Annotated in this window: 21 protein-coding genes; 7 read left to right on the forward strand and 14 right to left on the reverse strand. The window is 73.9% G+C overall.

Annotated elements, in window-relative coordinates; genetic code table 11:
* The first annotated feature begins 182 nt into the window (after positions 1 to 182).
* Entirely contained in the window at positions 183 to 2,300 is a 2,118-nt protein-coding gene (locus A0J59_RS02080; RefSeq protein ID WP_156532750.1) for an endonuclease/exonuclease/phosphatase family protein, read from the forward strand.
* Between the two features lie 42 nt (positions 2,301 to 2,342).
* On the opposite strand, the gene A0J59_RS02085 is transcribed toward A0J59_RS02080, so the two are convergent.
* Positions 2,343 to 2,789 carry a hypothetical protein gene (locus A0J59_RS02085; RefSeq protein WP_064315080.1) on the reverse strand — a complete coding sequence of 149 codons (447 nt, stop codon included), beginning with the start codon at positions 2,787 to 2,789 and terminating at the stop codon, positions 2,343 to 2,345.
* Positions 2,790 to 2,911: 122 nt separating this feature from the next.
* Between A0J59_RS02085 and A0J59_RS02090 the strand changes: the two genes are divergently transcribed.
* The gene (locus A0J59_RS02090; RefSeq protein ID WP_047233494.1) at positions 2,912 to 3,385 is read left to right on the forward strand and encodes a hypothetical protein; all 474 of its coding nucleotides are present in this window, start codon (positions 2,912 to 2,914) and stop codon (positions 3,383 to 3,385) included.
* Between the two features lie 45 nt (positions 3,386 to 3,430).
* On the opposite strand, the gene A0J59_RS02095 is transcribed toward A0J59_RS02090, so the two are convergent.
* Positions 3,431 to 4,882 (reverse strand): NAD(P)H-quinone dehydrogenase, encoded by a 1,452-nt coding sequence (locus A0J59_RS02095; RefSeq protein WP_064315081.1) that lies wholly within the window; start codon positions 4,880 to 4,882, stop codon positions 3,431 to 3,433.
* A 119-nt stretch (positions 4,883 to 5,001) separates the two neighbouring features.
* On the opposite strand from A0J59_RS02095, the gene A0J59_RS02100 reads away from it, so the two are divergent.
* Both A0J59_RS02100 and A0J59_RS02105 read left to right on the forward strand, forming a co-directional pair.
* A complete protein-coding gene (locus A0J59_RS02100; protein ID WP_064315082.1) occupies positions 5,002 to 5,853 on the forward strand; it encodes a purine-nucleoside phosphorylase in 852 nt (283 codons plus the stop codon).
* A gap of 1 nt (position 5,854) precedes the next feature.
* Positions 5,855 to 7,699, forward strand: coding sequence for a phospho-sugar mutase (locus A0J59_RS02105; protein WP_047233497.1), 1,845 nt, complete (start codon positions 5,855 to 5,857; stop codon positions 7,697 to 7,699).
* A 3-nt stretch (positions 7,700 to 7,702) separates the two neighbouring features.
* On the opposite strand, the gene A0J59_RS02110 is transcribed toward A0J59_RS02105, so the two are convergent.
* A complete protein-coding gene (locus A0J59_RS02110) occupies positions 7,703 to 7,942 on the reverse strand; it encodes a hypothetical protein (RefSeq protein ID WP_156532752.1) in 240 nt (79 codons plus the stop codon).
* Between the two features lie 72 nt (positions 7,943 to 8,014).
* On the opposite strand from A0J59_RS02110, the gene deoC reads away from it, so the two are divergent.
* The 3 genes from deoC to A0J59_RS02125 are packed head-to-tail and all read left to right on the forward strand — an operon-like array spanning position 8,015 to position 11,499.
* Positions 8,015 to 9,076 (forward strand): deoxyribose-phosphate aldolase, encoded by a 1,062-nt coding sequence (gene deoC / locus A0J59_RS02115; RefSeq protein WP_082918669.1) that lies wholly within the window; start codon positions 8,015 to 8,017, stop codon positions 9,074 to 9,076.
* Positions 9,077 to 9,094: 18 nt separating this feature from the next.
* On the forward strand, positions 9,095 to 10,567 hold the full coding sequence (locus tag A0J59_RS02120) for an aldehyde dehydrogenase family protein (protein WP_053371155.1): 1,473 nt from the start codon (positions 9,095 to 9,097) through the stop codon (positions 10,565 to 10,567).
* Entirely contained in the window at positions 10,567 to 11,499 is a 933-nt protein-coding gene (locus A0J59_RS02125; RefSeq protein ID WP_053371156.1) for an aldehyde dehydrogenase family protein, read from the forward strand. Before A0J59_RS02120 ends, A0J59_RS02125 begins: the two co-directional genes overlap by 1 nt.
* A gap of 90 nt (positions 11,500 to 11,589) precedes the next feature.
* Here A0J59_RS02125 and A0J59_RS02130 read toward each other — a convergent pair whose 3' ends face one another.
* The 11 genes from A0J59_RS02130 to A0J59_RS02180 all read right to left on the reverse strand — a co-directional run bounded on the left by A0J59_RS02130 (position 11,590) and on the right by A0J59_RS02180 (position 22,222).
* The gene (locus A0J59_RS02130) at positions 11,590 to 12,720 is read right to left on the reverse strand and encodes an adenosine deaminase (protein ID WP_053371157.1); all 1,131 of its coding nucleotides are present in this window, start codon (positions 12,718 to 12,720) and stop codon (positions 11,590 to 11,592) included.
* A 62-nt stretch (positions 12,721 to 12,782) separates the two neighbouring features.
* Entirely contained in the window at positions 12,783 to 13,022 is a 240-nt protein-coding gene (locus tag A0J59_RS02135; protein WP_047233501.1) for a hypothetical protein, read from the reverse strand.
* Positions 13,019 to 14,017, reverse strand: a complete 999-nt coding sequence (locus A0J59_RS02140; protein WP_064315084.1) for a hypothetical protein — start codon at positions 14,015 to 14,017, stop codon at positions 13,019 to 13,021. The genes A0J59_RS02135 and A0J59_RS02140 overlap by 4 nt, the downstream gene beginning before the upstream one ends.
* Positions 14,014 to 14,358 carry a DUF202 domain-containing protein gene (locus A0J59_RS02145; protein WP_052877680.1) on the reverse strand — a complete coding sequence of 115 codons (345 nt, stop codon included), beginning with the start codon at positions 14,356 to 14,358 and terminating at the stop codon, positions 14,014 to 14,016. The genes A0J59_RS02140 and A0J59_RS02145 overlap by 4 nt, the downstream gene beginning before the upstream one ends.
* Positions 14,355 to 14,762, reverse strand: coding sequence for a YidH family protein (locus A0J59_RS02150; protein ID WP_047233503.1), 408 nt, complete (start codon positions 14,760 to 14,762; stop codon positions 14,355 to 14,357). The genes A0J59_RS02145 and A0J59_RS02150 overlap by 4 nt, the downstream gene beginning before the upstream one ends.
* Positions 14,763 to 14,764: 2 nt before the next feature.
* Positions 14,765 to 16,030, reverse strand: a complete 1,266-nt coding sequence (locus tag A0J59_RS02155; RefSeq protein ID WP_053371197.1) for a thymidine phosphorylase — start codon at positions 16,028 to 16,030, stop codon at positions 14,765 to 14,767.
* Between the two features lie 140 nt (positions 16,031 to 16,170).
* A complete protein-coding gene (locus A0J59_RS02160) occupies positions 16,171 to 16,644 on the reverse strand; it encodes a cytidine deaminase (protein WP_082918670.1) in 474 nt (157 codons plus the stop codon).
* A 13-nt stretch (positions 16,645 to 16,657) separates the two neighbouring features.
* Positions 16,658 to 17,953, reverse strand: a complete 1,296-nt coding sequence (locus A0J59_RS02165; RefSeq protein WP_064315085.1) for an ABC transporter permease — start codon at positions 17,951 to 17,953, stop codon at positions 16,658 to 16,660.
* Complete coding sequence (locus A0J59_RS02170) at positions 17,950 to 19,266, reverse strand: ABC transporter permease (protein ID WP_369799739.1); 1,317 nt, start codon at positions 19,264 to 19,266, stop codon at positions 17,950 to 17,952. The genes A0J59_RS02165 and A0J59_RS02170 overlap by 4 nt, the downstream gene beginning before the upstream one ends.
* Complete coding sequence (locus A0J59_RS02175) at positions 19,263 to 20,885, reverse strand: ABC transporter ATP-binding protein (protein ID WP_064315086.1); 1,623 nt, start codon at positions 20,883 to 20,885, stop codon at positions 19,263 to 19,265. Before A0J59_RS02175 ends, A0J59_RS02170 begins: the two co-directional genes overlap by 4 nt.
* Before the next feature lie 224 nt (positions 20,886 to 21,109).
* Positions 21,110 to 22,222, reverse strand: a complete 1,113-nt coding sequence (locus tag A0J59_RS02180) for a BMP family protein (RefSeq protein ID WP_064315087.1) — start codon at positions 22,220 to 22,222, stop codon at positions 21,110 to 21,112.
* Positions 22,223 to 22,832: the final 610 nt, after the last annotated feature.

A 22,832-nucleotide genomic window follows, 5' to 3' on the forward strand; every position in this document is an offset into this window, starting at 1 on the left:
GTCGCGGTCGGGGCGCTCGTGGCGCCCTGCGCGTGCGGGGAGATCCCAGCGGTCGTCTCCACGTCCTCGCCTCCTCGCGCGCCGAGGTGGTGGCGCGCCGTCGCAGCCGATCCCTCAGTCTGGCACGGAAGACCCGATCGTGTGGTGCGGATCACAGCGCCCGCCCGGTAGCGTCGTGCCTCGTGAGCGCAGCGCAGCCCCCGCCCGTCCGGCCCGTTCCCCGGCCCGCCACCCGGTTCGACCGCGCGGCCCTCCTCCCGCTCCTGCTCGTCGTGACGGTCACCGCGATCGTCGTCGAGCTCGTCCGGTCGAGCGGCCCCCTGCTCGACCACGCGTTCTCCGCCGGCGTCGTCACCGTGGCCCTCACGGCGCTCGCGACGTACGCCGCCCCCGGCGTCCTCGTCGTGATGATCGCGGCACGCCTCGAGCTCACGGGGAGGGTCGTGCTGCTCGCCGTGGCCGCGCTCGTCGTGGCCCGCCTCGCGCTCCAGGGGCTCGGCGCGGCGATCACCGCGGGCGTCGACCTCGGGCTCGTGCGGTACGGCGTCGGGCTCGCGACCGTCGCGCTCGGGATCGGCGTGCTCGTGCTCGTGGCCGCGTTCGCGAGCGGGACGCCGACCCGCGACGGCAGGGACCTCGCACCCGGCAGCGACGGCGCGCCGGAGGCTTCGCCGGCCCGGCCGGACGGGCGCCTCGCGCGCGGGTCCCTCGTCGCCCTCGGCGTCGTGCTCGGCGCCCTGCTCGCCGGGGCGGTGAGCGCCGCCCTCGGCACGTGGGACGCCTACTGGCGGTCCGACGTCGCGGCGTGGGTCGTGACGGTCGCCGTCGCCGGCGCCGCGGTCGCGTGCGCGTGGGCGCTGCGGGGCCGCGCCGCATGGCCGGGCGCGCGCGGGCTGTGGGTGCTCGGCCCGTTCGTCGCGCTCGCGGTGCAGGTGCTCGCCAACCCGGCGTTCGCCGCGTCCCAGGCGGGCGTCGCGCTGCCGTTCGCCGTCGCAGCCCTGGCCGTCGCGGCCGTGCTCGCCCCGTGGTTCGTCCCGTGGGCGGGCCGGTCGACCCGGCCCGGGTCGCCGTGGCTGTCCCCCACCGTGCTCGTCGCCGGCGTCGCGGTGGTGTTCCTCGCGGTGCCGCGCCTCGACGGTCCCGGGACGGTCGGCGGCTGGGCGCTCCTCGCGCTGCTCGTGCTCCTGGTCCCCGCGGCCGCGCGGACGCTCGCCCTCGCCCTGACGAAGGCCGCGCGCCCGCTCACGTGGCTGCGGCTCGCGGGCGCGGCGAGCGTCGCCGGGCTCACGACCGCCGTGCCCCTGCTCGGGTACCAGCTGGAGTACGACGTCCCGCTCCCCGTCCCCCACACGCTCGTCCCCGTCGCGGCCGCGCTCGCGCTCGCCGTGCCGGCGGTCGCCGCCGGGCTCCGCGCCCGCGGTGCGTCGACGGCCCCGGCCGACCCCGGGGGGTCGGGGACGACGACCGCCGCCGAGGGCACCGGCGTCCCGGCGCTCGCCGTCGGCGGGGCGGTCGCGGTGCTCGCGCTCGTCGGGGTCACGCAGGTCCACGTGCCGACGACGACGTCGGCCGTCGCCGACTACCCCGTCGGCGAGCTGCGCCTGCTCGACTGGAACCTGCACTACGGCGTGAGCGCGGACCCGTCGGTCCGGCTCGACGAGCTGGTCGCGACCATCGAAGACTCCGGTGCCGACGTCGTCACGCTCCAGGAGGTCTCCCGCGGCTGGGTGCTCGGCGGCGGCGCAGACATGGCGACCTACCTCGCGCGCGAGACCGGGATGCGCTTTGCCTTCGTCCCCGCGGCCGACCGGCAGTTCGGCAACGCGCTCCTGTGGGACCCGCTGCGCGGCGACCTCGCCGACGTCGTGCGCCACGCCCTGCCGTACGGCGCCGGGCCGCAGGAGCGCTCGGCGATCTCGGCCACGCTCGACGCCGGGGGCGTCCCCGTGCGCGTCACGTCGGTGCACCTCCAGCACCGCGAGGAGAACACGCCGACCCGCCTCGACCAGCTCGAGACCCTCCTCGCCGACGAGCCGGTGGAGGGCGCGTCCGTCCTCGCGGGAGACCTCAACGCCGAGCCCGGCTGGGACGAGATCACCTTCCTCGAGGAGCAGGGCCTCGAGAGCGGTCAGGACGCCGCCGGCGACCCGGACGCGCTCACGTCGCCCTCCATTGCGCCAGCCCATCGCATCGACTGGGTCTTCGGCTCCGACGACGTGACCTTCCGCTCCTTCGAGGTCCGCGACGTCACCGCCTCGGACCACCGGCCCCTGCTCGCCGAGCTCCGCGCCCGCGACTGAGCACGCCGGCTCGGCCCGCCGTCGCACCCCGGCGGCGTCGGCCTACGCGAGCGCACGCACCACGGCGTCCGCCCACGGCTCCGCCAGAGCGCACCCGACGAGCACCGCCAGCAGGTACAGGAACCCGAACCGTCGCGCGAGTCGCGTCGGCGTCGCGCCCATGATCGCCGCGACGATCCCGAAGAACGCGGCACCGACGAACGTCACCGCGGCCCCGAGGATCAGCGCCCCGACGTCCCCCGAGCACGGCGGCCCGGACGTCTCCGGCCCGCACGGTAGCGGCGTCGGGACCTGCGTCGCGCGGACGACGCCCCACACCGTCAGCGGCAGGCAGACCCCGGCCACGACCGTGAGCACCGCCCGGAGCGGCACCGACCACCGGTACGTCTCGGCCCGCGCCCCCTCCTCCGTCTCCGGCGTCGGGTTCCCCGCGTCCGACGTCGCGGTACCGACGTCCCCAGCCCCGTCCTGCTCGCTCGGTGAGTCCACGGCGCGCAGGGTACCGACGCCCGCACGTCCCGCGCTCCCGTGCCCGTCTCGATGTCGGAGGTGGCAGCGGCGCAGGGCCCACCGCTCCGCCGTCGGCCCTGCCCGGAGGTTAGGGTCGACGGGTGCGTATCGAGCTGACCGTGACCGAGGCCGTCGAGATCGCGCGCGCGACGGGCGGGCTGCCGCCGTACGTGCGCTCGGTGACGAGCGAGGGCGACGACGTGCGGGTCGTCGTCGACCTGCGCGAGGTGCCCGACCCGCCGTCGGCGCTCAAGCTCGCCGCCCGGCTGGTCCCCGTGGTGCGGGCGACGCTGCACGTCGAGTCAGTCGTGGCGGGCACCGCCGTGCTCGCGGTCGAGGCCAACGCCGCCGGACTGCCGGCGCACAAGCTGCTCGGGTTCGTCGAGGCGCCGCTCCAGGGCGCGCTGCGCTCGCACGGGCTGCCGCCCCAGGCGGTGCGCGTGCTCCCCGACGCGCGGGTCGCGGTCGACGTGCAGGCGCTGCTCGGAGGCGTGCTCGAGCACACCTTCCCGGGGTTCCAGCTCACCGAGCTCGCGTTCGCGGACGGGACGCTGCGCCTGGACGGCCGGCTCTGAGATGGGCGACGGGCCCACCGCGCTCGGCTGAGGGAGCCGGCGCGGTCAGTCCTCGCGGTGGTGCAGCATGCGCGCCACCTCGGCGATGGACCCCGAGAGCGACGGGTAGACGGTGAAGGCCGACGCGACGTCGTCGACCGTCAGCCGGTGGGACACGGCGAGCGTGATGGGGAACACGAGCTCGCTCGCGCGCGGCGCGACGACGACCCCGCCGAGGACGACCCCCGCCTCGGGGTGCGCGAAGAGCTTGACGAAGCCGTCGCGCATGCCGAGCATCTTGGCGCGCGGGTTGCGCGCGAGCGGCAGCACGGTCGTGACGTACTTGCTGCTCTGCGCCTTGAGCTGCTCCTCGCTGTACCCGACGGTCGCGATCTCGGGGGCGGTGAAGATGTTCGCCGCGACGGTGCGCAGCTTGATCGGCACGACCGCGTCGCCGAGCGCGTGCGACATGGCGACGCGGCCCTGCATCGCCGCGACTGACGCGAGCGGCAGGACGCCGGTGCAGTCACCCGCCGCGTAGACGCCGCGCACCGACGTGCGCGACACCTTGTCCACCTCGACGTGCCCGCTCGGCGTGAGCCGGACCCCGGCCTCCTCGAGGCCGATGCCGATCGTCGACGGGATGGCGCCGACGGCGATGAGGACGTGCGAGCCCTCGACGACGCGGCCGTCGGAGAGCGTGACGCGCACGCCGTCCTCGGTGCGCTCGGCGGACTCGGCACGGGACCGCGACATGACGGTCATGCCGCGGGAGCGGAACACACCCTCGAGCAGCTCCGCGGCGTCGGCGTCCTCCCCCGGGAGCACGCGGTCGCGGCTCGACACGAGCACGACGTCGGACCCCAGCGCGTTGTACGCGCCCGCGAACTCGGCGCCCGTGACGCCCGACCCGACGACGATGAGCCGCTCCGGCAGCTCGGACAGGTTGTAGAGCTGCGTCCACGTGAGGATGCGCTCGCCGTCGGGCTGCGCCGTCGGCAGGACGCGCGGCGTCGCACCGACCGCGAGGAGGATCACGTCGGCGTCGAGCACGACGGGCCCGTCCGCGCCGTCGGGCGAGTCGACGACGACGCGCTCGGGGCCGTCGAGGCGACCCGCGCCGATGACGACGCGCACGCCCTCGCGCTCGAGGCGCGCGTGGATGTCCGCCGACTGCGCGGCCGCGAGCGCCATGACGCGCGTGTTCACGGCCTCGAGGTCGACGATGTGGCGGCGCATCGCGGGGTGCTGCGCCTTGGCGGTGTCGACGGGCAGGCGGATCCCGAGCTCGGCGGCGCGCTCGGCGATGGTCATCCAGTCCGCGGTCGCGATGAGGGTCTTGGAGGGGACGACGTCGGTCAGCACGGCCGCGCCGCCGAGGCCGTGGCGCTCGACGACGGTCACGTCGGCGCCGAGCCGGCGGGCGACGAGAGCGGCCTCGTACCCTCCGGGCCCGCCTCCGAGGACGACGATGCGGGTGGCCTGGTGGTCGATGCTCGCGTGCGTCACGCCGGACATTCTGTCAGGCCGTCGCGTCCCGCGGTGTCAGCATGCGAGACGCCGGCACCGGTGAGGGGCGCGCGGTGGCGCCGACCCTCGTCGGGTCGCGTGCCCGGGGACGGACTAGCCTTGCGACCATGACGACGACGCCTGCGAGCACGCCCCCGCTCGACGACCCCGCGACCGACCCGTTCCTCGTGGCACGGGCCGCCGCCGACCACATCGCGCAGGCCACGGGGGTCGACGGCCACGACATGGCCCTCGTGCTCGGCTCGGGCTGGGGCGGGGCCGCGGAGCTCCTGGGCGAGGTCGTCGCGGAGGTCCCGACGCACGAGATCCCCGGGTTCTCCGCCCCCGCGGTCGCGGGCCACCTCTCGGTGACGCGGTCGATCCGGGTCGAGCGCGCGGACGGCTCGGTGCGCCACGCGCTCGTGCTCGGCTCGCGCACGCACCTGTACGAGGGCAAGGGCGTGCGCGCCGTCGTGCACGGAGTGCGCACGGCCGCGGCGACGGGCGCCGAGACGCTCATCCTCACGAACGGGTGCGGCGGGCTCAACCAGGAGTGGGGCGCGGGCACGCCCGTGCTGCTCTCGGACCACATCAACCTCACGGCCCGCAGCCCGCTCGAGGGACCGACGTTCGTCGACCTCACCGACGCCTACTCGCCGCGCCTGCGCGAGCTCGCGCACCGCGTCGACCCGACCCTCCCGGAGGGCGTGTACGCGCAGTTCCCCGGGCCGCACTACGAGACCCCGGCCGAGGTGCGCATGGCCGGGATCCTCGGCGCCGACCTGGTGGGTATGTCCACGACGCTCGAGGCCATCGCGGCCCGCCACTGCGGACTCGAGGTGCTCGGCGTCTCGCTCGTGACGAACCTCGCCGCCGGGATCAGCCCGACGCCGCTCTCCCACGCCGAGGTCATCGAGGCCGGCCAGGCCGCGGGACCCCGGATCAGCGCCCTCCTGGCCGACATCGCGAAGCTGGTGTGACATGACGGACCGCACCGCGGGATACCGGACCGACCCTGCCGACGACCCGACGTTCGACCCGGGGACCGACCGCGGCGCCTTCCTCGAGCGCGTCGCCGCGTGGGTCGACGACGACGTCGACGCGGGCGACCAGGACGAGCTGCGGCACCTGCTCGACCTCGCGGACTCACCCGACCCGCGCAAGCACGACGTGCGCGTCGCCGCCCTCGCCGAGCTCCAGGACCGGTTCTCGGGACCGCTCGAGTTTGGCACCGCCGGCCTCCGTGGCCGCATGGCCGCCGGGCCGCACCGCATGAACCGCGCCGTCGTGATCCGCGCGGCGGCGGGCCTCGGGGCCTTCCTCCTCGACACGCTCGGCCCCGCGGGCGCCGGCGGCGGGGCCCGCCCGCGCGTCGTCGTCGGGTTCGACGCGCGGCACCGCTCGCGCGCGTTCGCCGTCGACAGCGCGGCCGTGCTCACGGCGGCCGGTCTCGACGTGCTCGTGCTGCCGTCCGCCCTGCCGACGCCGGTGCTCGCGTTCGCGGTGCGCCACCTCGGCGCGGACGCGGGCGTCATGGTGACCGCGAGCCACAACCCGCCCGCCGACAACGGCTACAAGGTCTACCTCGGCGGGCGCGTCGTCGCGGACTCCGGGCAGGGTGCCCAGATCGTCCCGCCCTACGACGCGCGCATCGCCGCCGCGATCGCGGCCGTCGGCCCGGCGCGGTCCGTCCCGCGCGCAGGCTCGGGGTGGACCGTCCTGGGCCGCGACGTCGTCGACGCGTACGTCCGCTCTGTCCTCGCGCTGTCCGACGGCGCACCCCGCCGGCTCAAGGTCGTCACCACCGCGCTGCACGGCGTGGGCGGCGAGACGGTCGCGCACGTGCTGCGCGACGCGGGCTTCACGACCGTCGTCCCGGTCGAGGAGCAGCTCGACCCGAACCCCGACTTCCCGTCCGTCGCGTTCCCCAACCCGGAGGAGCCGGGCGCGATGGACCTCGCGCTCGCCGTCGCGCAGGACTCCGCGGCCGACGTCGTGCTGGCCAACGACCCCGACGCCGACCGCTGCGCGGTCGCGGTGTTCGACCCGCGCGTCGGCACCTACCAGGGTGCGGAGACCGCGCGCTCCAACGGCTGGCGGATGCTGCACGGCGACGAGGTGGGCGCGCTGCTCGGCGACGACGTCGCACGGCGCGTCGCGGCGTCCGGCGCCGCAGGCGGGGTGCTCGCGTGCTCGGTCGTGTCCTCGCGGCTGCTCGGGAAGATCGCGGCCGCGCACGGCCTCGGCTTCGCGACGACGCTCACGGGCTTCAAGTGGATCTCGCGGGTCGACGGGCTCGTCTTCGGCTACGAGGAGGCGCTCGGCTACTGCGTCGACCCCGCGCACGTGCGCGACAAGGACGGGATCAGCGCCGCGCTGCTCGTCGCGCAGCTCGCGAACCGGCTCAAGGCCGAGGGCCGCTCGCTCGTCGACGCGCTCGACGACCTGGCACGCCAGCACGGCCTCCACGTGAGCGACCAGCTCTCCGCGCGGTTCACCGACCTCGACCGCATCGGCGAGACGATGACGCACCTGCGGGCCGCTCCCCCGCGCACGCTCGCGGGCGCCGGCGTCTCGGACGTCGCCGACCTCTCGGCCGGTCTCGACGGCCTGCCGCCCACCGACGGCGTGCGCATCCTCACGGCCGACGGGACACGCGTCATCGTGCGCCCGAGCGGGACCGAGCCGAAGGTGAAGTGCTACCTCGAGGTCGTGCTGCCCGTCGCCCCCGACGCGTCGCACGACGACCTCACGGCGGCCCGCGCCGCCGCGCGCGACCGCCTCGACCGCGTGAAGGCGGACATGCAGCGGGCGCTGGGTCTCTGACGTTCAGGGGTCGGGAAGCTCGAGTACCCGCTGCATGAACTCGTCCCACGGGACGCGCTCCTCCCTCGTCGGGTCGAGGTCGTCCCAGACGACCGCGACCTGGTCCTCGCGGTAGAGGTCGGCGCCGTACACGTTGCCCGGGACCTCGAGGTAACCAGCCTCGGAGCGCGCGAACGCGAGGATCCGGGCTCGCGCGCGTGCGTCGACCGTCTCGCGGAGGAACAGGTCGAAGGTCGTCGTCACGGCGCCCATGCTGTCAGATGACGAGCAGGCGCGCGGCCCGCCGCGAGGCGTACCGGCGGGTAACCTGGGGCGATGAGCACAACGACACCGACGTCGGTCGCGCAGACCGGCCGGGCGGGCACCGGAACCGCCCCGGCGACCCCGGGTTCGGCCGACCGGTCCGCTGCCGAGATCGCCGATCTCGCGCGCTCCGTGACGGGTTCCGCCCTCCTCGACGACACCGCGTGGCGCCGCTACCTGCACGGGCTGCCGGGGGTGGACAAGGTGGGCGCCGACGGCCGCGCGGCCGCCCTGGGCACCCGCTCGATCAAGACGACGTCCAAGGCCTGGGCGCTCGACACGATCATCCGCATGGTCGACCTCACGACGCTCGAGGGCGCGGACACGCCCGGCAAGGTGCGCGCGCTCGCCGCGAAGGCCGTGCGCCCCGAGCCCGCCGACCCGTCGTGCCCGTCGGCCGCCGCCGTGTGCGTGTACAACGACCTCGTCCCGGTCGCCGTCGAGGCGCTCGCCGGGACGGGCGTCAAGGTCGCCGCCGTCTCGACCGCGTTCCCGTCGGGCCGCGCGAGCCGCGCGGTGCGCCTCGCGGACACGCGCGACGCGGTCGAGGCCGGCGCGGACGAGATCGACATGGTCATCGACCGCGGCGCGTTCCTGTCCGGCCGGTACTCCCAGGTCTACGAGGACATCGTCGCCGTGCGCGAGGAGTGCCGCGCGAACGGGCACCACGCGCACCTCAAGGTCATCCTCGAGACGGGCGAGCTCGCCACGTACGACAACGTGCGCCGCGCGTCGTGGCTCGCGATGCTCGCGGGAGCCGACTTCATCAAGACGAGCACCGGCAAGGTCTCCCCCGCCGCGACGCTCCCGGTGACGATCGTCATGCTCGAGGCCGTGCGCGACTTCCGCGCCCTCACGGGCGTGCCGATCGGGGTCAAGCCCGCCGGGGGCATCCGCACGTCGAAGGACGCGATCAAGTACCTCGTCGCGGTCAACGAGACCGCGGGCGGCGACTGGCTCGACCCGGACTGGTTCCGGTTCGGTGCGTCGTCGCTGCTCAACGACGTGCTCATGCAGCGCAACAAGCTCGCCACGGGTGCCTACTGGGGCCCCGACTACGTGACCGTCGACTGAGCGGGACTGAAGGACACCATGACCACCACAGCCAGCACGGCCGGCTCGCCGTTCGAGTACGCACCGGCCCCCGAGTCGCGCGCCGTCGTCGACATCGCGTCGTCGTACGGCCTGTTCATCGACGGCGAGTTCACGCCGGCGTCGGACTCCGGCTCGTTCAAGACCGTCAACCCCGCCACGGAGGAGGTCCTCGCCGAGGTCGCGGAGGCGACCGAGGAGGACGTCGACCGCGCCGTCCGCGCGGCGCGCCGCGCGCAGGAGAAGGTGTGGGGCCCGATGCCGGGCCGCGAGCGCGCCAAGTACCTGTTCCGCATCGCGCGCCTGCTCGCCGAGCGCTCGCGCGAGTTCGCGGTGCTCGAGACGCTCGACAACGGCAAGCCGATCCGCGAGTCGCGCGACGTCGACGTCCCGACGGCGGCTGCGCACTTCTTCTACTACGCGGGCTGGGCGGACAAGCTCGAGCACGCGGGCTACGGCCCCGACCCGCGCCCGCACGGCGTCGCCGCGCAGGTCATCCCGTGGAACTTCCCGCTGCTCATGCTCGCGTGGAAGATCGCGCCCGCGCTCGCGACGGGCAACACGGTCGTGCTCAAGCCCGCCGAGACCACGCCGCTCACCGCGCTCCTCTTCGCGGACCTGCTCCGCCAGGCCGAGCTGCCGCCCGGCGTGGTCAACATCGTCACCGGCGCGCGCGCCACCGGCTCGGCGCTGGTCAACCACCCGGACGTCGACAAGATCGCGTTCACGGGCTCGACGCCGGTCGGCAAGCGCATCGCGCAGGAGATCGCGGGCACGCGCAAGCACGCGACGCTCGAGCTCGGCGGCAAGGCCGCGAACATCGTGTTCGACGACGCGCCGATCGACCAGGCGATCGAGGGCATCGTCAACGGCATCTTCTTCAACCAGGGCCAGGTGTGCTGCGCCGGGTCGCGCCTGCTCGTGCAGGAGTCGATCGCCGAGGAGCTCGTGGACCGGCTCAAGGCCCGCCTCGGCACGCTGCGCGTCGGCGACCCGATGGACAAGAACACCGACGTGGGAGCGATCAACTCGCCCCAGCAGCTCGCGCGCATCACCGAGCTCACCGACGCGGGCACCGCCGAGGGCGCCACGCGCTGGAGCCCGGACTGCGAGCTGCCGTCGTCGGGCTACTGGTTCGCGCCGACGCTCTTCACGGGCGTCTCGGCCGCGCACCGCATCGCGCGCGAGGAGATCTTCGGCCCGGTCCTCAGCGTCCTGACGTTCCGCACGCCCGCCGAGGCGGTCGCCAAGGCGAACAACACCCCCTACGGGCTCTCCGCGGGGATCTGGACCGAGAAGGGGTCCCGCATCCTCTGGATGGCCGACCAGCTCCGCGCGGGCGTCGTGTGGTCCAACACCTTCAACCGGTTCGACCCGGCCAGCCCGTTCGGCGGCTACAAGGAGTCGGGCTACGGACGCGAGGGCGGCCGGCACGGCCTGGCGCCCTACCTGATCGAGGGGAGCACCTACTGATGGCCCGCACGACGAAGGCGCCCACCGCTACCCGCACGGCGCCCGAGCGCCTCGGGGTGCGCAAGACGTACAAGCTCTACGTCGGCGGGAAGTTCCCCCGCAGCGAGTCGGGCCGCACGTACGAGGTGACGGACACCAAGGGCCGGTTCCTCGCGAACGTCGCCCAGGGCTCGCGCAAGGACGCGCGCGAGGCCGTCGTGGCCGCTCGCGCGGCGCAGGCGAAGTGGGCCGGCGCGACGGCCTACAACCGCGGCCAGGTGCTCTACCGCGTCGCGGAGATGCTGGAGGGGCGCCGCGAGCAGTTCGTCGCCGAGGTCGTCGCGGGCGAAGGGCTCACGGCGCGCCAGGCCGAGCTCGCGGTCTCCGAGGCGATCGACCGCTGGGTCTGGTACGCGGGCTGGACGGACAAGGTCGCGCAGGTCGCCGGCTCCGCCAACCCGGTCGCCGGACCGTACTTCAACCTGTCCTCGCCCGAGCCGACGGGCGTCGTCGTCGTCCTCGCCCCGCAGCGCTCGTCGCTGCTCGGCCTCGTCTCGACGATCGTCCCGCCGCTCGTCACGGGCAACGCCGTGATCGTCGTCGCGAGCGAGCAGCGCCCGATCCCGGCCGTCACGCTGTCCGAGGTGCTCGCGACGTCGGACGTCCCGGGCGGCGTCGTGAACGTCCTCACGGGCTTCACCCGGGAGCTCGCTCCCCCGCTCGCGTCGCACCTCGACGTCAACGCGATCGACCTCGCGGGCGCCGTCGGCGCCGAGGGCGTCGCGTGGGGCGAGCTCGAGGCCGCCGCGGCCGACTCGGTCAAGCGCGTCCTGCGACCCGCCGTCGGCCGCCGCGGCGACGACGCCGAGCCCGACTGGACCGAGGCCCCGCGCCCCCAGCGCATCCTCGCGTTCACCGAGACCAAGACGGTCTGGCACCCCAAGGGCGTCTGACCCCGGCCGAGCACGACTGTGGTGCCGTGATCGCGTCGATCACGGCACCACAGTCATCGTGCGGCGACCCGGGTGGGTCGGCACGTCTGCTCAGAGCTGCGCGCCCTGGACCTCCTGGTAGCCCGGCAGGATCACGTCGTCGACGAGCGCGCGACGCTCGTCGTGGTGGACGAACGCGCTCCACGCGGCGGTCATCGTCACGTCGGCGAGGTCGTCGATCGTCCACCCGGCGTGCTCGACGAGCAGCGCCATCTCCTGCGTCATGGTCGTGCGCGACATGAGGCGGTTGTCGGTGTTGAGCGTGACCGCGAAGTCGAGCTCCTTGAGCCGCGTGATCGGGTGGTCCGCGACCGACGTCGCCGCCCCGGTCTGCACGTTGGACGACGGGCACAGCTCGAGCGGGACCTGGTGGTCGCGCACCCAGTGCGCGAGGAGGCCGAGCGCGGCCGTCCCGGACTCGCCCTCGGCGCTGTGCGGGAACTCGGGATCGAACGTGATGTCCTCGACGATGCGCACGCCGTGGCCGATGCGGCTCGCTTGCCCGAGGTGCACGGCCTCGGCGATCGACTCCGGGCCGGCGGCCTCGCCCGCGTGGATGGTGACGGGGAAGTTCTGGTCGGCGAGGTAGCGCCAGATCTCCGCGTGGCGCGAGGGCGGGAACCCGTCCTCGGCACCGGCGATGTCGAACCCGACGACGCCGTTCGCGCGGTTCGCGACGGCGAGCTCGGCGATCTCCTGCCACCGGTCCGCGTGGCGCATGGCGGTGACGAGCTGCCCGACGCGGATGGTCCGGCCCTCGGCGGCGGCCTCGGCGATGCCCTGCTCGATGCCGGACTGGACGGCGTCGACGGTCTCCTGGAGCGTCAGCCCGCGCTGGAGGTGCTGCTCGGGCGCCCAGCGTTGCTCGGCGTACACGACGCCGTCGCGCGCGAGGTCGAGCACCGCCTCGCGCGCCACGCGGGCCAGCGCCGCGGGGGTCTGCATGACCGCGATGGTGTGGTCGAACGTCTCGAGGTAGCGCACGAGCGAGCCGGAGTCGGCCGACTCGGCGAACCAGGCTCCGAGGGCCTCGGCGTCGCCCGCGGGGAGCTGGTGCCCGACGTCGGCGGCGAGCTCGAGGATCGTGGCGGGGCGGAGCCCACCGTCGAGGTGGTCGTGCAGCACGACCTTGGGCAGCGAGCGGATGACGTCGACCGTCAGGGGGGCGTTCTCGGTGGTCATGCGCTCACGGTACCGGCCGGTACGCCTGCGCTCGCGCCGAGCGGTCGGACGGGCCCGGCCGGTCAGGCGTAGTCGTCCTCCTCGCCCGGCACGGCGGACGCCTGCTCGACGACGTCGGCCTCGTTCGCCTCGCCCTCGAGGTCCGGTCGCGCGGTGCGCGGACGGTACTCGTCGCCCTCGTGCTCGGCGTCGTCGACGCCCGGGCTGTCGTCCTCCGACTCCTCGACCAGGCTCACGACCTCGTCGTCCTGCTCGACGAGGCCGGCGTCCCGCCACGCGTCGTTCCCGGGCACGGTGCTCATCGCGTCTCCTCACCTGACGACTCGGCGCGTTCCACGGACGTGGCGGCCGCTTCCATCCTCGCGCCGCGCGTGGGGGCTCGCCAGCCCTGCCGTCCAGCCGGGAGGAGTGCCCAGCAGACGTGTGGCCAGCCCCCGAGCGCGTGCCGCACCGCGGGCGACCGGGCGCCGTCGAGCAGGTGCACCGCGTCCAGGTCGTGCACGGTGCCCGACGACGGCTCGTAGACCCGGCACCGACGCGCCCGCGCGTCGGCGTCCGTGAGGAGCACGACGTGACGCGGCACCGCCGTCGCGATCCCGAGCGCGAGGTCACCGCCCGTGAAGAGGGGCACCGGCACACCGCACGCGGCCGCGGCGAGGGCGGCCCGGACCACCTGCTCGTCCCGGGCCCCGACGACGACGCGCTCGACGTACCGCACGTCCGCGTGGCGCGCGGCCCGCGCGGCACCCCACGGGGGTGTTCCGAGGGAGGCGGGCCATGGCAGCGGGCCGAGGGCGGCATGGTTGGTGCGCCGCTTCACCGCCTGCTGCAGCTCCTCGAACCGTGCCGCGCCGCCCGACCAGGACCGGCCCCTGGGCCCCGGGTCGTCCCCGGGGTGCAGGCCCGTGGCGAGCCACAGGGCGAGCACCGGGTCACCGGCCGCGGCGAGCAGCCCGAGCACGGCCGAGCCGCACGTCGTCGCGTCGGTCTGGCGCGCGGGATCCCCGCCGAGCTCGAGCGGACGGACCCGGCGGTCGCGTGACGCCTCGGGGGCGGCACGGGCCAGCGGGTCGACGACGGCGCGCCGGGTCCTCGGGTCGAGCGCACCGAGGGTCGTGGAGAGGGCTCGCACCCGCGAGACGGGGTGGCCCGCGCGCCGGGCGAGATCGAGCGCGTGCTCCGTGCCGCCGTCGGGCCGGTAGAGGGCAGCGGGTGGTGGTCCCGGCACGGCCCGGGCGGGCACGAGCCGTGCGAGGTCGGTGACCCGGAGCGCGCCGAGCGGGCCGCGGACGTTCATGCCGCTCCCAGCGCCCGGCCGAGCGCCCAGACGGCACCCACGACGGCCAGCACGACGACGAGGCTCGCCACACGCACCAGGAAGGACCACGAGTACAGCCGGCCGCTCCCGGGCAGCCCGCCGGTCGGGGGACGCAGGACGGCGGGGACCAGCGCCAGCACGCCGACGGCGACCGCCGCGCACACGGTCACCGTGGACCCGGAGCGGAGACCGGCGGCGGCGAGGACGAGCGATCCGACGACCACGCCGAGCACCGTCCGCTGCCACGCGAGCGCCGTGCGCTCCGGCTGCATGCCCTCGTCCCGGACCGGCGTGGGCCCCTCCCCGGTCGGCAGGCTCACGGACCGGTCGCCGATCCCACGGCGTAGCCCGCGAGCAGCAGCGCAAGGACCACGACCCCCACCACGAGCACGGGCAGCCCGCTCGGGGCGGGCAGCCGCCGGCGCAGGCGGAGCGCGCGCTCGTTGCGGCGCCAGGAGACCAGTGCGTACCCCGCGAACCCGGCGCCCACGAGGCAGGCGACGCCGGCGACGACGTCGAGCACGCCCGGCATGTCGGCGAACGTGGCGAAGGACGTCAGCGCGACGCCCCCCGCGACGAGGCCGAGGCCGGTGCGCACCCACGCGAGCGCGGTGCGCTCGTTGGCGAGGCTGAACCGCGCGTCGGGCTCGGTGCCGACCCCGTACACGGAGCGCGGCCGACGCGTGTCCGCCGGCTCGCCGGCGCCCGGCTCGTCGGGTGCCACGCTCAGTCGACGCGGTCCAGGACGACGGGCCGGCGCTCGACGACGGTCCCCGGGTCCGCGATCGACCACGCCCCCTCGAGCGCCTGCACGGCCCGCTCGAAGCGTTCGGGCGTGTCGGTGTGCAGCGTCATGAGGTGCTGCCCCTTGCGCACGGTGTCCCCCGGCTTGGCGAACAGCTCGACGCCCGCTCCCGCCTGCACGGGGTCCTCCTTGCGCGCGCGCCCCGCGCCCAGGCGCCACGCGGCGACCCCGACGGCGTACGCGTCGAGCCGCTCGAGCACGCCGTCCCGGTCGGCGACGACGTGCTCCCGTTCGCGTGCGACCGGCAGCGGGGCCCGCGAGTCGCCGCCCTGCTCGGCGATCATCTCGCGCCACTTGTCGAGCGCGCGCCCGCCGACGAGCGCGTGCCGCACGTCGTCCTCGTCCTGCGGGCGACCCGCACCGGCGAGCATCTCGAGCGCGAGCGCGACCGTGAGGTCGACGACGTCCTGCGGCCCCGCGCCCTTCATCACCTCGACCGACTCGCGCACCTCGAGCGCGTTGCCCGCGGTGAGGCCGAGCGGCGTCGACATGTCCGTGAGCAGCGCGACCGTGCGCACGCCGGCGTCGGTACCGAGGTCGACCATGGTCCGCGCGAGCTCGCGCGCCGAGTCGAGCTCCTTCATGAACGCGCCGGACCCGACCTTGACGTCGAGGACCAGGGCCCCGGTGCCCTCCGCGATCTTCTTGCTCATGATCGAGCTCGCGATGAGCGGGATGGACTCGACCGTGCCCGTGACGTCGCGCAGCGCGTACAGGAGCCGGTCCGCGGGCGCGAGGCCGGAGCCCGCCTGGCAGATCACGGCGCCGACGTGCTCGAGCGCGTTCATCATCTGCTCGTTGGTCAGCGCCGCGCGCCAGCCCGGGATCGCCTCGAGCTTGTCGAGCGTGCCGCCCGTGTGCCCGAGGCCGCGCCCCGAGAGCTGCGGCACCGCGACGCCGTACACCGCGACGAGCGGCGCGAGCGGCAGCGTGATCTTGTCCCCCACGCCCCCGGTCGAGTGCTTGTCCGCGGTCGGCCGCGAGAGCCCCGAGAAGTCCATCCGCTCGCCCGAGGCGATCATCGCCTGCGTCCAGCGGCCGATCTCGGTCCGGTCCATGCCGTTGAGGTAGATCGCCATCGCGAGCGCGGCCATCTGCTCCTCGGCGACGACGCCGCGCGTGTAGGCGTCGATCACCCAGTCGATCTGGGCCGGGTCGAGCCGCGCGCCGTCACGCTTCGTCCGGATGACGTCGACGGCGTCGAACGGCTCGGGAGCCGACCCCTCGCCGTCCGCGCCCGCACCGTCGTCCCCGACCCCGGCGGGCGCCTCCGCCGTCGCGTCCTCGTCCTCGGTCCCGCCACCCTGCGGGGTCACGTCGTCGCTGGTCACGAGCGCTCCTCCAGATCCTCGGGCCCGAAGGCGTCGGGCAGCACGTCCCTCATCGTCTTGATACCACGCACGGTGTCGACCAGCAGGTCGGGGCCCCCGTGCTCCCACAGGAGCTGCCGGCAACGCCCGCACGGCATGAGCGTCGACCCGTGCCCGTCCACGCACGCGAACGCCACGAGGCGACCACCGCCCGTCCCGACGAGCGAGCTCACGAGCGAGCACTCGGCGCACAGCGTCACGCCGTACGCGGCGTTCTCGACGTTGCACCCGACGACGACGCGCCCGTCGTCCACGAGCGCGGCGGCGCCCACCGGGAATCCCGAGTAGGGGGCGTACGCGCGGGTCATGATCTCGCGTGCGGCGTCGCGCAGGGCGTCCCAGTCGACGGACGGCCCGACGGCGGTCCCGCCCTGGTCCGTCCCCTCGCCCGGCCGGGGCTCGGCGTCGTGCACGTGCGGCAGGTCTGTCATCGGCACCGTGGCCTCACTTCACGTAGGGGATGCCCTCGGCGGCCGGCGGGCGCACGCGCCCGACGAGGCCCGCGACGGCGAAGATCGTCACGACGTACGGCGTCATGAGCATGATCTGGCTGGGGATCGGCGTGCCGACGATGCCGAGCACCGTCTGGAGGTTGTCGGAGAACCCGAACAGGAGCGCCGCGACGAGCGCACCGACCGGGTTCCACCGGCCGAGGATCATGGCCGCGAGGGCGATGAAGCCCTTGCCGCCCGTCATCTCCTTGCCGAACGCGAGGCCCGCCGCGACCGTGAAGAACGCGCCGCCGAGGCCGGCGACCGCCCCGCCGAGGATCGTGTTGCGCACGCGGGTCGCGTTGACCTTGATGCCCACGGTGTCGGCGGCCTTGGGGTGCTCGCCGACCGCGCGCAGGCGCAGGCCCCACCGGCTCCGGAAGAGGAAGATCTGGAGCAGGATCACGACGACGTACATGATGTAGACGAGCAGCGTCTGGCGGAAGAGCACCGGTCCCACGACGGGGATCTGCGACAGCACCGGGATCTCGATGACGGGCAGCGGGTTGCGCGAGTTCCACGTCGCCGCGTCCTCCGTGAGGACCGTCGAGTAGAGGTAGCTCGTCACGCCGACCACGAGCACGTTGAGCACGACGCCGACGATGATCTGGTTCACCCAGTACTTCACCGAGAAGATCACGAGCAGCACGCCGACGAGAGCCCCCGCGATCGGGGCGGCGATGAGGCCGGCGTACGCCGACGACGTGAGCGAGGCGACGACCGCGGCGAGGAACGCCCCGGCGAGGAGCTGACCCTCGATGGCGATGTTGATGATGCCGACGCGCTCGCACAGCACGCCCGAGAGCGCGCCGAACACGAGCGGGACGGCGAGGAACAGCGAGCCCTGCAGCAGGCCGGTGAGCGGGATCGCGGACTTGCCCGCGCCCGCCCAGCACAGGAACGCGAAGACGACGGCGACGCCGAAGACGATCGGGAGCCAGATGCCGACCTTGCGCCGGTCGCGGGCCGCCCAGAAGGACAGCCCCGCGAGCAGGAGCGCGAGGATCGACAGGAACAGCGCCGCCCCCGTCGAGCTGACCGTGACCGGCTCGATCTGGAAGAAGTCGTTCGCCGTCGAGAGGCGGAACGTCGTCTGCAGCCCGCCGGCGGGGAGCAGGGCGAAGAAGACCAGCGACAGCAGGCCGATGACCGCGTAGGCGATCGGAGCCTTCCAGCTGATGGGCGGCAGCGGCTTGGCCGCGCGCTCCGGCGCGGAGGCCGGCGCCGGGGTGGTGGTCGCGGTGCTCATGCTCCGACCTCCTGCGTCGTCGTGGTGGACGGGGCCGACTTCGCGCGCCGTCTCGCGGCGTGGCGCTCGGCGCGCGTCGGGCCGCCCGGGGTGGGGAGCCGGAAGATCGCCCGCACGAGCGGCGGCGCCGCGATGAAGAGCACGATGAGGGACTGGACCACGAGCACGATGTCGATGGGTGTCCCGGTGCGGGCCTGCATCGCGAACCCGCCGGCGCGCAGCGCGCCGAACAGGAGACCCGCGAGGACGGTGCCGAGCGGACGGGACCGACCGAGCAGGGCCACCGTGATCGCGTCGAACCCGAAGCTCGCGGCGACGCCCGCGGTGAGCACCTTCTCCGTGCCGAGCACCTGGGCGCTGCCCGCGAGGCCGGCGAGCGCGCCCGCGATGGCCATGACCCAGACGGTGGTCCACGGGACCGACATGCCGGCGGTGCGCGCGGCGTGCGGGTTCTCGCCCACGGCGCGGAAGCGGAAGCCGAGGGTCGAGCGCTCCATGAGCCACCAGACGCCCACGGCGACGAGCAGGGCGAGCACGAACCCGAGGTGGAGGCGGAAGCCCTCGCCGAGCAGCAGCGGGAACTGGGCCGTGGTCGGGATGCGCGGGCTGATGGGGTTCGAGCTTCCGGGAGCCTGGAACGGGTCCGTGGTCAGCAGGTACGCGACGAGGTAGATCGCGATGTTGTTGAGCATGATCGTGACGATCACCTCGTGCGCCCCGGTGCGGGCCTTGAGGACGCCGGCGATGCTCGCCCACAGGGCGCCGCCGAGCGCGGCACCCAGCACCGCGAGCAGCAGGTGCAGTCCCGGCGGCAGCGCGAACGTCCAGCCGATGAACCCGGCGAAGATGCCGCCCAGGATGATCTGTCCCTGCGCACCGATGTTGAACAGGCCGGCCCGGAAGCCGATGCCGAGACCGAGGCCCGCGAGGATGAGCGGGGTCGCGACCGTCATCGTCTCGGTGAGCGGTCGGAGCGCGCGGGCGAGGTCGGGCGCCTGGAAGTTGATGACGCTGCCCTGGAAGAGGGCGCTGTACGCGCCGAAGACGGCGTTCCAGACCGCCTCGAAGAAGTCCGAGGGCCGCGCGAAGAAGTAGGTCGCGGCCTCCTGGACCTCCGGGTCGGCCGCCGCGATGAGGACACCGCCGAGGACCAGCGCGGCGACGATCGCGAGCAGCGAGACGAGCCAGCTGCTCTCGAGCATCTCGCGCAGGACGCTCTGGCCGGCCGGCGTCGCCGGCTTCTCGGGGTCGCTCGGCGGTGCCGCGGTCGGCGGGAGCGCCGACGCGTCGTCGGGCGTTGCCTGCTGGGTCACTGGATCTCCTCCTCGCGGGCGGCGGCCGCGGCCTGCGCGGCGTCCGACGGCGCGTCCTCGGCGACGGCGTCCGCCTCGCCGAGGGTCGTGTGGTGCTCGGCGGCCTGCACGACGGCCTCCTCGAGCGGGACCCCGGCCATCATGAGGCCGAGGACGTCGCGGTCGGTGTCGCCGGGAACGACCCCGACGACGCGGCCGCGGTACATCACGGCGATACGGTCCGCGAGCGCGAGCACCTCGTCGAGCTCGGTCGACACGATGATCACGGGGGTGCCGTTGTCGCGCTCCTGCACGATGCGTCGGTGCACGAACTCGATCGAGCCGACGTCGAGGCCACGCGTCGGCTGCGACGCGATGAACAGGCGCAGCGGGCGCGACATCTCGCGCGCCAGGACCACCTTCTGCTGGTTGCCGCCCGACAGCGTCCCCGCGGGCGTCTCGACGGACTGCGTGCGGACGTCGAACTCGACGATGCGCTGCTCGGCGTTGTCGCGGATCGTGCCGCGCGCGAGCGCGCCGCCACGCGAGTACGGCGCGGACGTCACCAGGTCGAGGACGAGGTTTTCCTCGACGGAGAACGTCCCGATGATCCCGTCGGTGCTCCGGTCCTCGGGCACGTAGCCCACGCCGGCCTCGAGCACCTGGGAGACGCTGCGCCCCACGAGCTCCTTGCCGTCGAGCAGGATCGAACCGGCGACCGGCTTGCGCAGGCCGACGATCGTCTCCGTGAGCTCGGTCTGCCCGTTGCCCTGGACGCCCGCCACGACGAGGATCTCCCCGCGCGCGACGTCGAGGCTCACCCGGTCGACGACGGCCGTGCCCACGTCGTCCATGACGGTGAGGTCGTCGACGCGGAACGTCGCGTCGCCGGCCTCCGCGGGAGCCTTGTCGACCCCGAGCGAGACGGAACGGCCGACCATGAGCGACGCGAGCTCCGTCTCGCTCGCGCTGGGGTCCGCCGTGCCGACGACCTTGCCGCGCCGGATGACCGTGATGCGGTCGGCGACCGCGCGGACCTCGCGGAGCTTGTGCGTGATGAAGACGATCGAGGTGCCCGCCGCCTTGAGCTGACGCATGATCGCGATGAGCTCGTCCGTCTCCTGGGGCGTAAGGACGGCCGTGGGCTCGTCGAGGATGAGCACGCGCGCGTCGCGCGAGAGGGCCTTGATGATCTCGACGCGCTGCTGCACCCCGACCGGGATGTCCTCGACCATCGCGTCCGGGTCGACCTCGAACCCGAAGCGGTCGGAGATCTCCTGGACCAGGCGGCGCGCGCGCCGGGCGTCGATGAGGCCGGCCCCCTTCACGGGCTCGTGCCCGAGCGCGACGTTCTCGGCGACCGAGAACACCGGGACGAGCATGAAGTGCTGGTGCACCATGCCGATGCCGGCGGCCATCGCGTCACCGGGGCCGGTGAACTGCACCGGGACGTCGTCGACGAGGATCTGCCCGTCGTCCGGGTCGTACAGCCCGTACAGCACGTTCATGAGCGTGCTCTTGCCCGCGCCGTTCTCCCCGAGCAGGGCGTGGATCTCGCCGGGCTCGATGACCAGGTCGATGTGGTCGTTGGCGACCAGGGACCCGAAGACCTTCGTGATCCCGCGCAGCTCCAGCTTCACCGGTCTGCCTCTCCTCGTGCTTCGCAGTGTTCTTCGCGGTGTCCGGCCCCGCACGCGTCGCGATACTCCATCGAACCGCACTCGCGGGGGCGCGTCGCGTCGTGGGCCTGCACGCGTCGTCGCAGGCCCGACGACCCCGTCGTCGTCATGACGGTGGCCCGGGCGCTGTGCCCGGGCCACCGGTGCCGTCCGCCCGGAGGCGGCACGGCGGGTTCAGCGTCGCGTCACGGGGTGTTCTCGGACTCGATGACGAGGTCGCCCGCGATGATCTGCTCCTGGTACTGCGCGAGCTGGTCCTGGAGCTCGGCCGGGACGGCGTCCTCGAAGTCGTGGAACGGCGCGAGGCCGACACCCTCGTTCTCGAGCGTGCCCACGTACGGCTCGCTCGTGAAGTTGCCGTCCGCCGACTCGCTCACGGTGTCGAACACGGCCGGGCCGATCTGCTTCATGACCGACGTGAGGATGAGGCTGCCGTAGTCCGTCGTGAGGAAGCCGTCCGAGTCGACCCAGATGATCTTCGCGCCCCCAGCCTCGGCGGCAGCAGCCGCACCCAGACCGACGGGACCGGCGACGGGCATGATGATGTCCGCGCCCTGGTCGATGAAGCCCTGGGTGACGTTCTGGCCGTTGGCCTGGTTGTCGAAGTCGCCGGTGAACGTGCCCGTCTGGGCCGCCTTGTCCCACCCGAGGACCTTGACGTCCGTGCCGTTGTCCTCGTTGTACTTCGCGACGCCGTCGACGTAGCCGTCCATGAAGATGGCGACCGACGGGATCTGGATGCCGCCGAACGTGGCGACCGTGCCCGTCTCCGTCATGCCCGCCGCGAGGTAGCCGGCGAGGAACGCCGCCTCCGCGGTGTTGAACAGGATCGGCTTCGCGTTGTCGAGCTCGACGGCCACCGGCGGGTCGTCAGCCGTGGCGCCCGGGTCGGAGAACGAGGAGTCGATGAGCGCGAAGTGCACGTCGGGGTTCGCGACGGCCGCGGCCTGGATCGGGTCCTCGAGGAGGAAGCCGACGCCGATGATGAGGTTGCAGCCCTGCTGGACAAGGCTGTCGATGTTGGGCGCGTAGTCCGTGTCGGCCTGCGACTCGACCTCGTGGATCGTGATGCCGAGCTCGTCCTCCGCCTGCTTGAGCCCTTCGAAACCGGACTGGTTGAAGGACTGGTCGTCGAAACCGCCGGCGTCGGACACCATGCACGCGGAGAAGTCGGAGTTGCCGCCCGCGGTGTTCTCGCCGCCGCCGGTCGTCTCGTCGTCCTCGGGTGCGGCGCCGCACGCGGCCAGCGCGAGCGCGGCGACGGCCGCGAGCGCGGTGACCTGAGTCGCTCTCTTCACCTGATAGCTCCTGTCGTTCTCGTAGCAGGGCCGCGCAGGGAAGGACCCCTGGGCCCTCCCGAGCGTCGTTGCACGGGAGGACCGGTCCGTCGGCCTCTATAGGACCGAACACTAATCAGCCGGACGGGTCTTGCACGTTACTTGTCGGTAACGCCGCTGCTTCGTTATGCAAGCGTCACTTAGCTTCTAGCAGGTGACACGCCCCATCTCACGGAACGGGACGGCGTCGCTGACGCCGCGTGTCGAGACGCCCCGGCGTCGAGATTCGGCGACCAAACGGGGCGCCCGCCAGGCACAAGTTGGAGCACCAGGACCATGCGGTCCACGAGGGCCGGAGCGAGCGACGCCAAACCCTCAACCGCGGCGCCGGCCGCAGCCAGCTTCTCGAGCATCTCGACCGCGCCCGGCAGCTGTTCGACAAGCACCGTCGCGCGCAGCCCGCACGGACTCGGCGAGCAGGATCTCGCGGCACCGCAGCTCCCATGGCCCGTGCTCGGCGATCACTCGTGGCCGTTTTCTGAAGCTCGCGTGTCAGCACCACTACCGATGGCCAGCCCGATCCTGGGCCATGTACGCAATCATGCGCGTCTACGGACACCGAGTGAGGCCC

It is taken from the genome of Cellulosimicrobium sp. I38E, assembly GCF_001647255.1.
Lineage (GTDB): Bacteria > Actinomycetota > Actinomycetes > Actinomycetales > Cellulomonadaceae > Cellulosimicrobium > Cellulosimicrobium cellulans_E.

Coding starts and splice junctions, on each gene's coding strand:
- A0J59_RS02095 (WP_064315081.1), bottom strand. CDS start 4,882: ATGTCCGGCGTGACGCACGCGAGCATCGACCACCAGGCCACCCGCATC.
- A0J59_RS02100 (WP_064315082.1), top strand. CDS start 5,002: ATGACGACGACGCCTGCGAGCACGCCCCCGCTCGACGACCCCGCGACC.
- A0J59_RS02105 (WP_047233497.1), top strand. CDS start 5,855: ATGACGGACCGCACCGCGGGATACCGGACCGACCCTGCCGACGACCCG.
- deoC (WP_082918669.1), top strand. CDS start 8,015: ATGAGCACAACGACACCGACGTCGGTCGCGCAGACCGGCCGGGCGGGC.
- A0J59_RS02120 (WP_053371155.1), top strand. CDS start 9,095: ATGACCACCACAGCCAGCACGGCCGGCTCGCCGTTCGAGTACGCACCG.
- A0J59_RS02125 (WP_053371156.1), top strand. CDS start 10,567: ATGGCCCGCACGACGAAGGCGCCCACCGCTACCCGCACGGCGCCCGAG.
- A0J59_RS02130 (WP_053371157.1), bottom strand. CDS start 12,720: ATGACCACCGAGAACGCCCCCCTGACGGTCGACGTCATCCGCTCGCTG.
- A0J59_RS02135 (WP_047233501.1), bottom strand. CDS start 13,022: ATGAGCACCGTGCCCGGGAACGACGCGTGGCGGGACGCCGGCCTCGTC.
- A0J59_RS02140 (WP_064315084.1), bottom strand. CDS start 14,017: ATGAACGTCCGCGGCCCGCTCGGCGCGCTCCGGGTCACCGACCTCGCA.
- A0J59_RS02160 (WP_082918670.1), bottom strand. CDS start 16,644: ATGACAGACCTGCCGCACGTGCACGACGCCGAGCCCCGGCCGGGCGAG.
- A0J59_RS02165 (WP_064315085.1), bottom strand. CDS start 17,953: ATGAGCACCGCGACCACCACCCCGGCGCCGGCCTCCGCGCCGGAGCGC.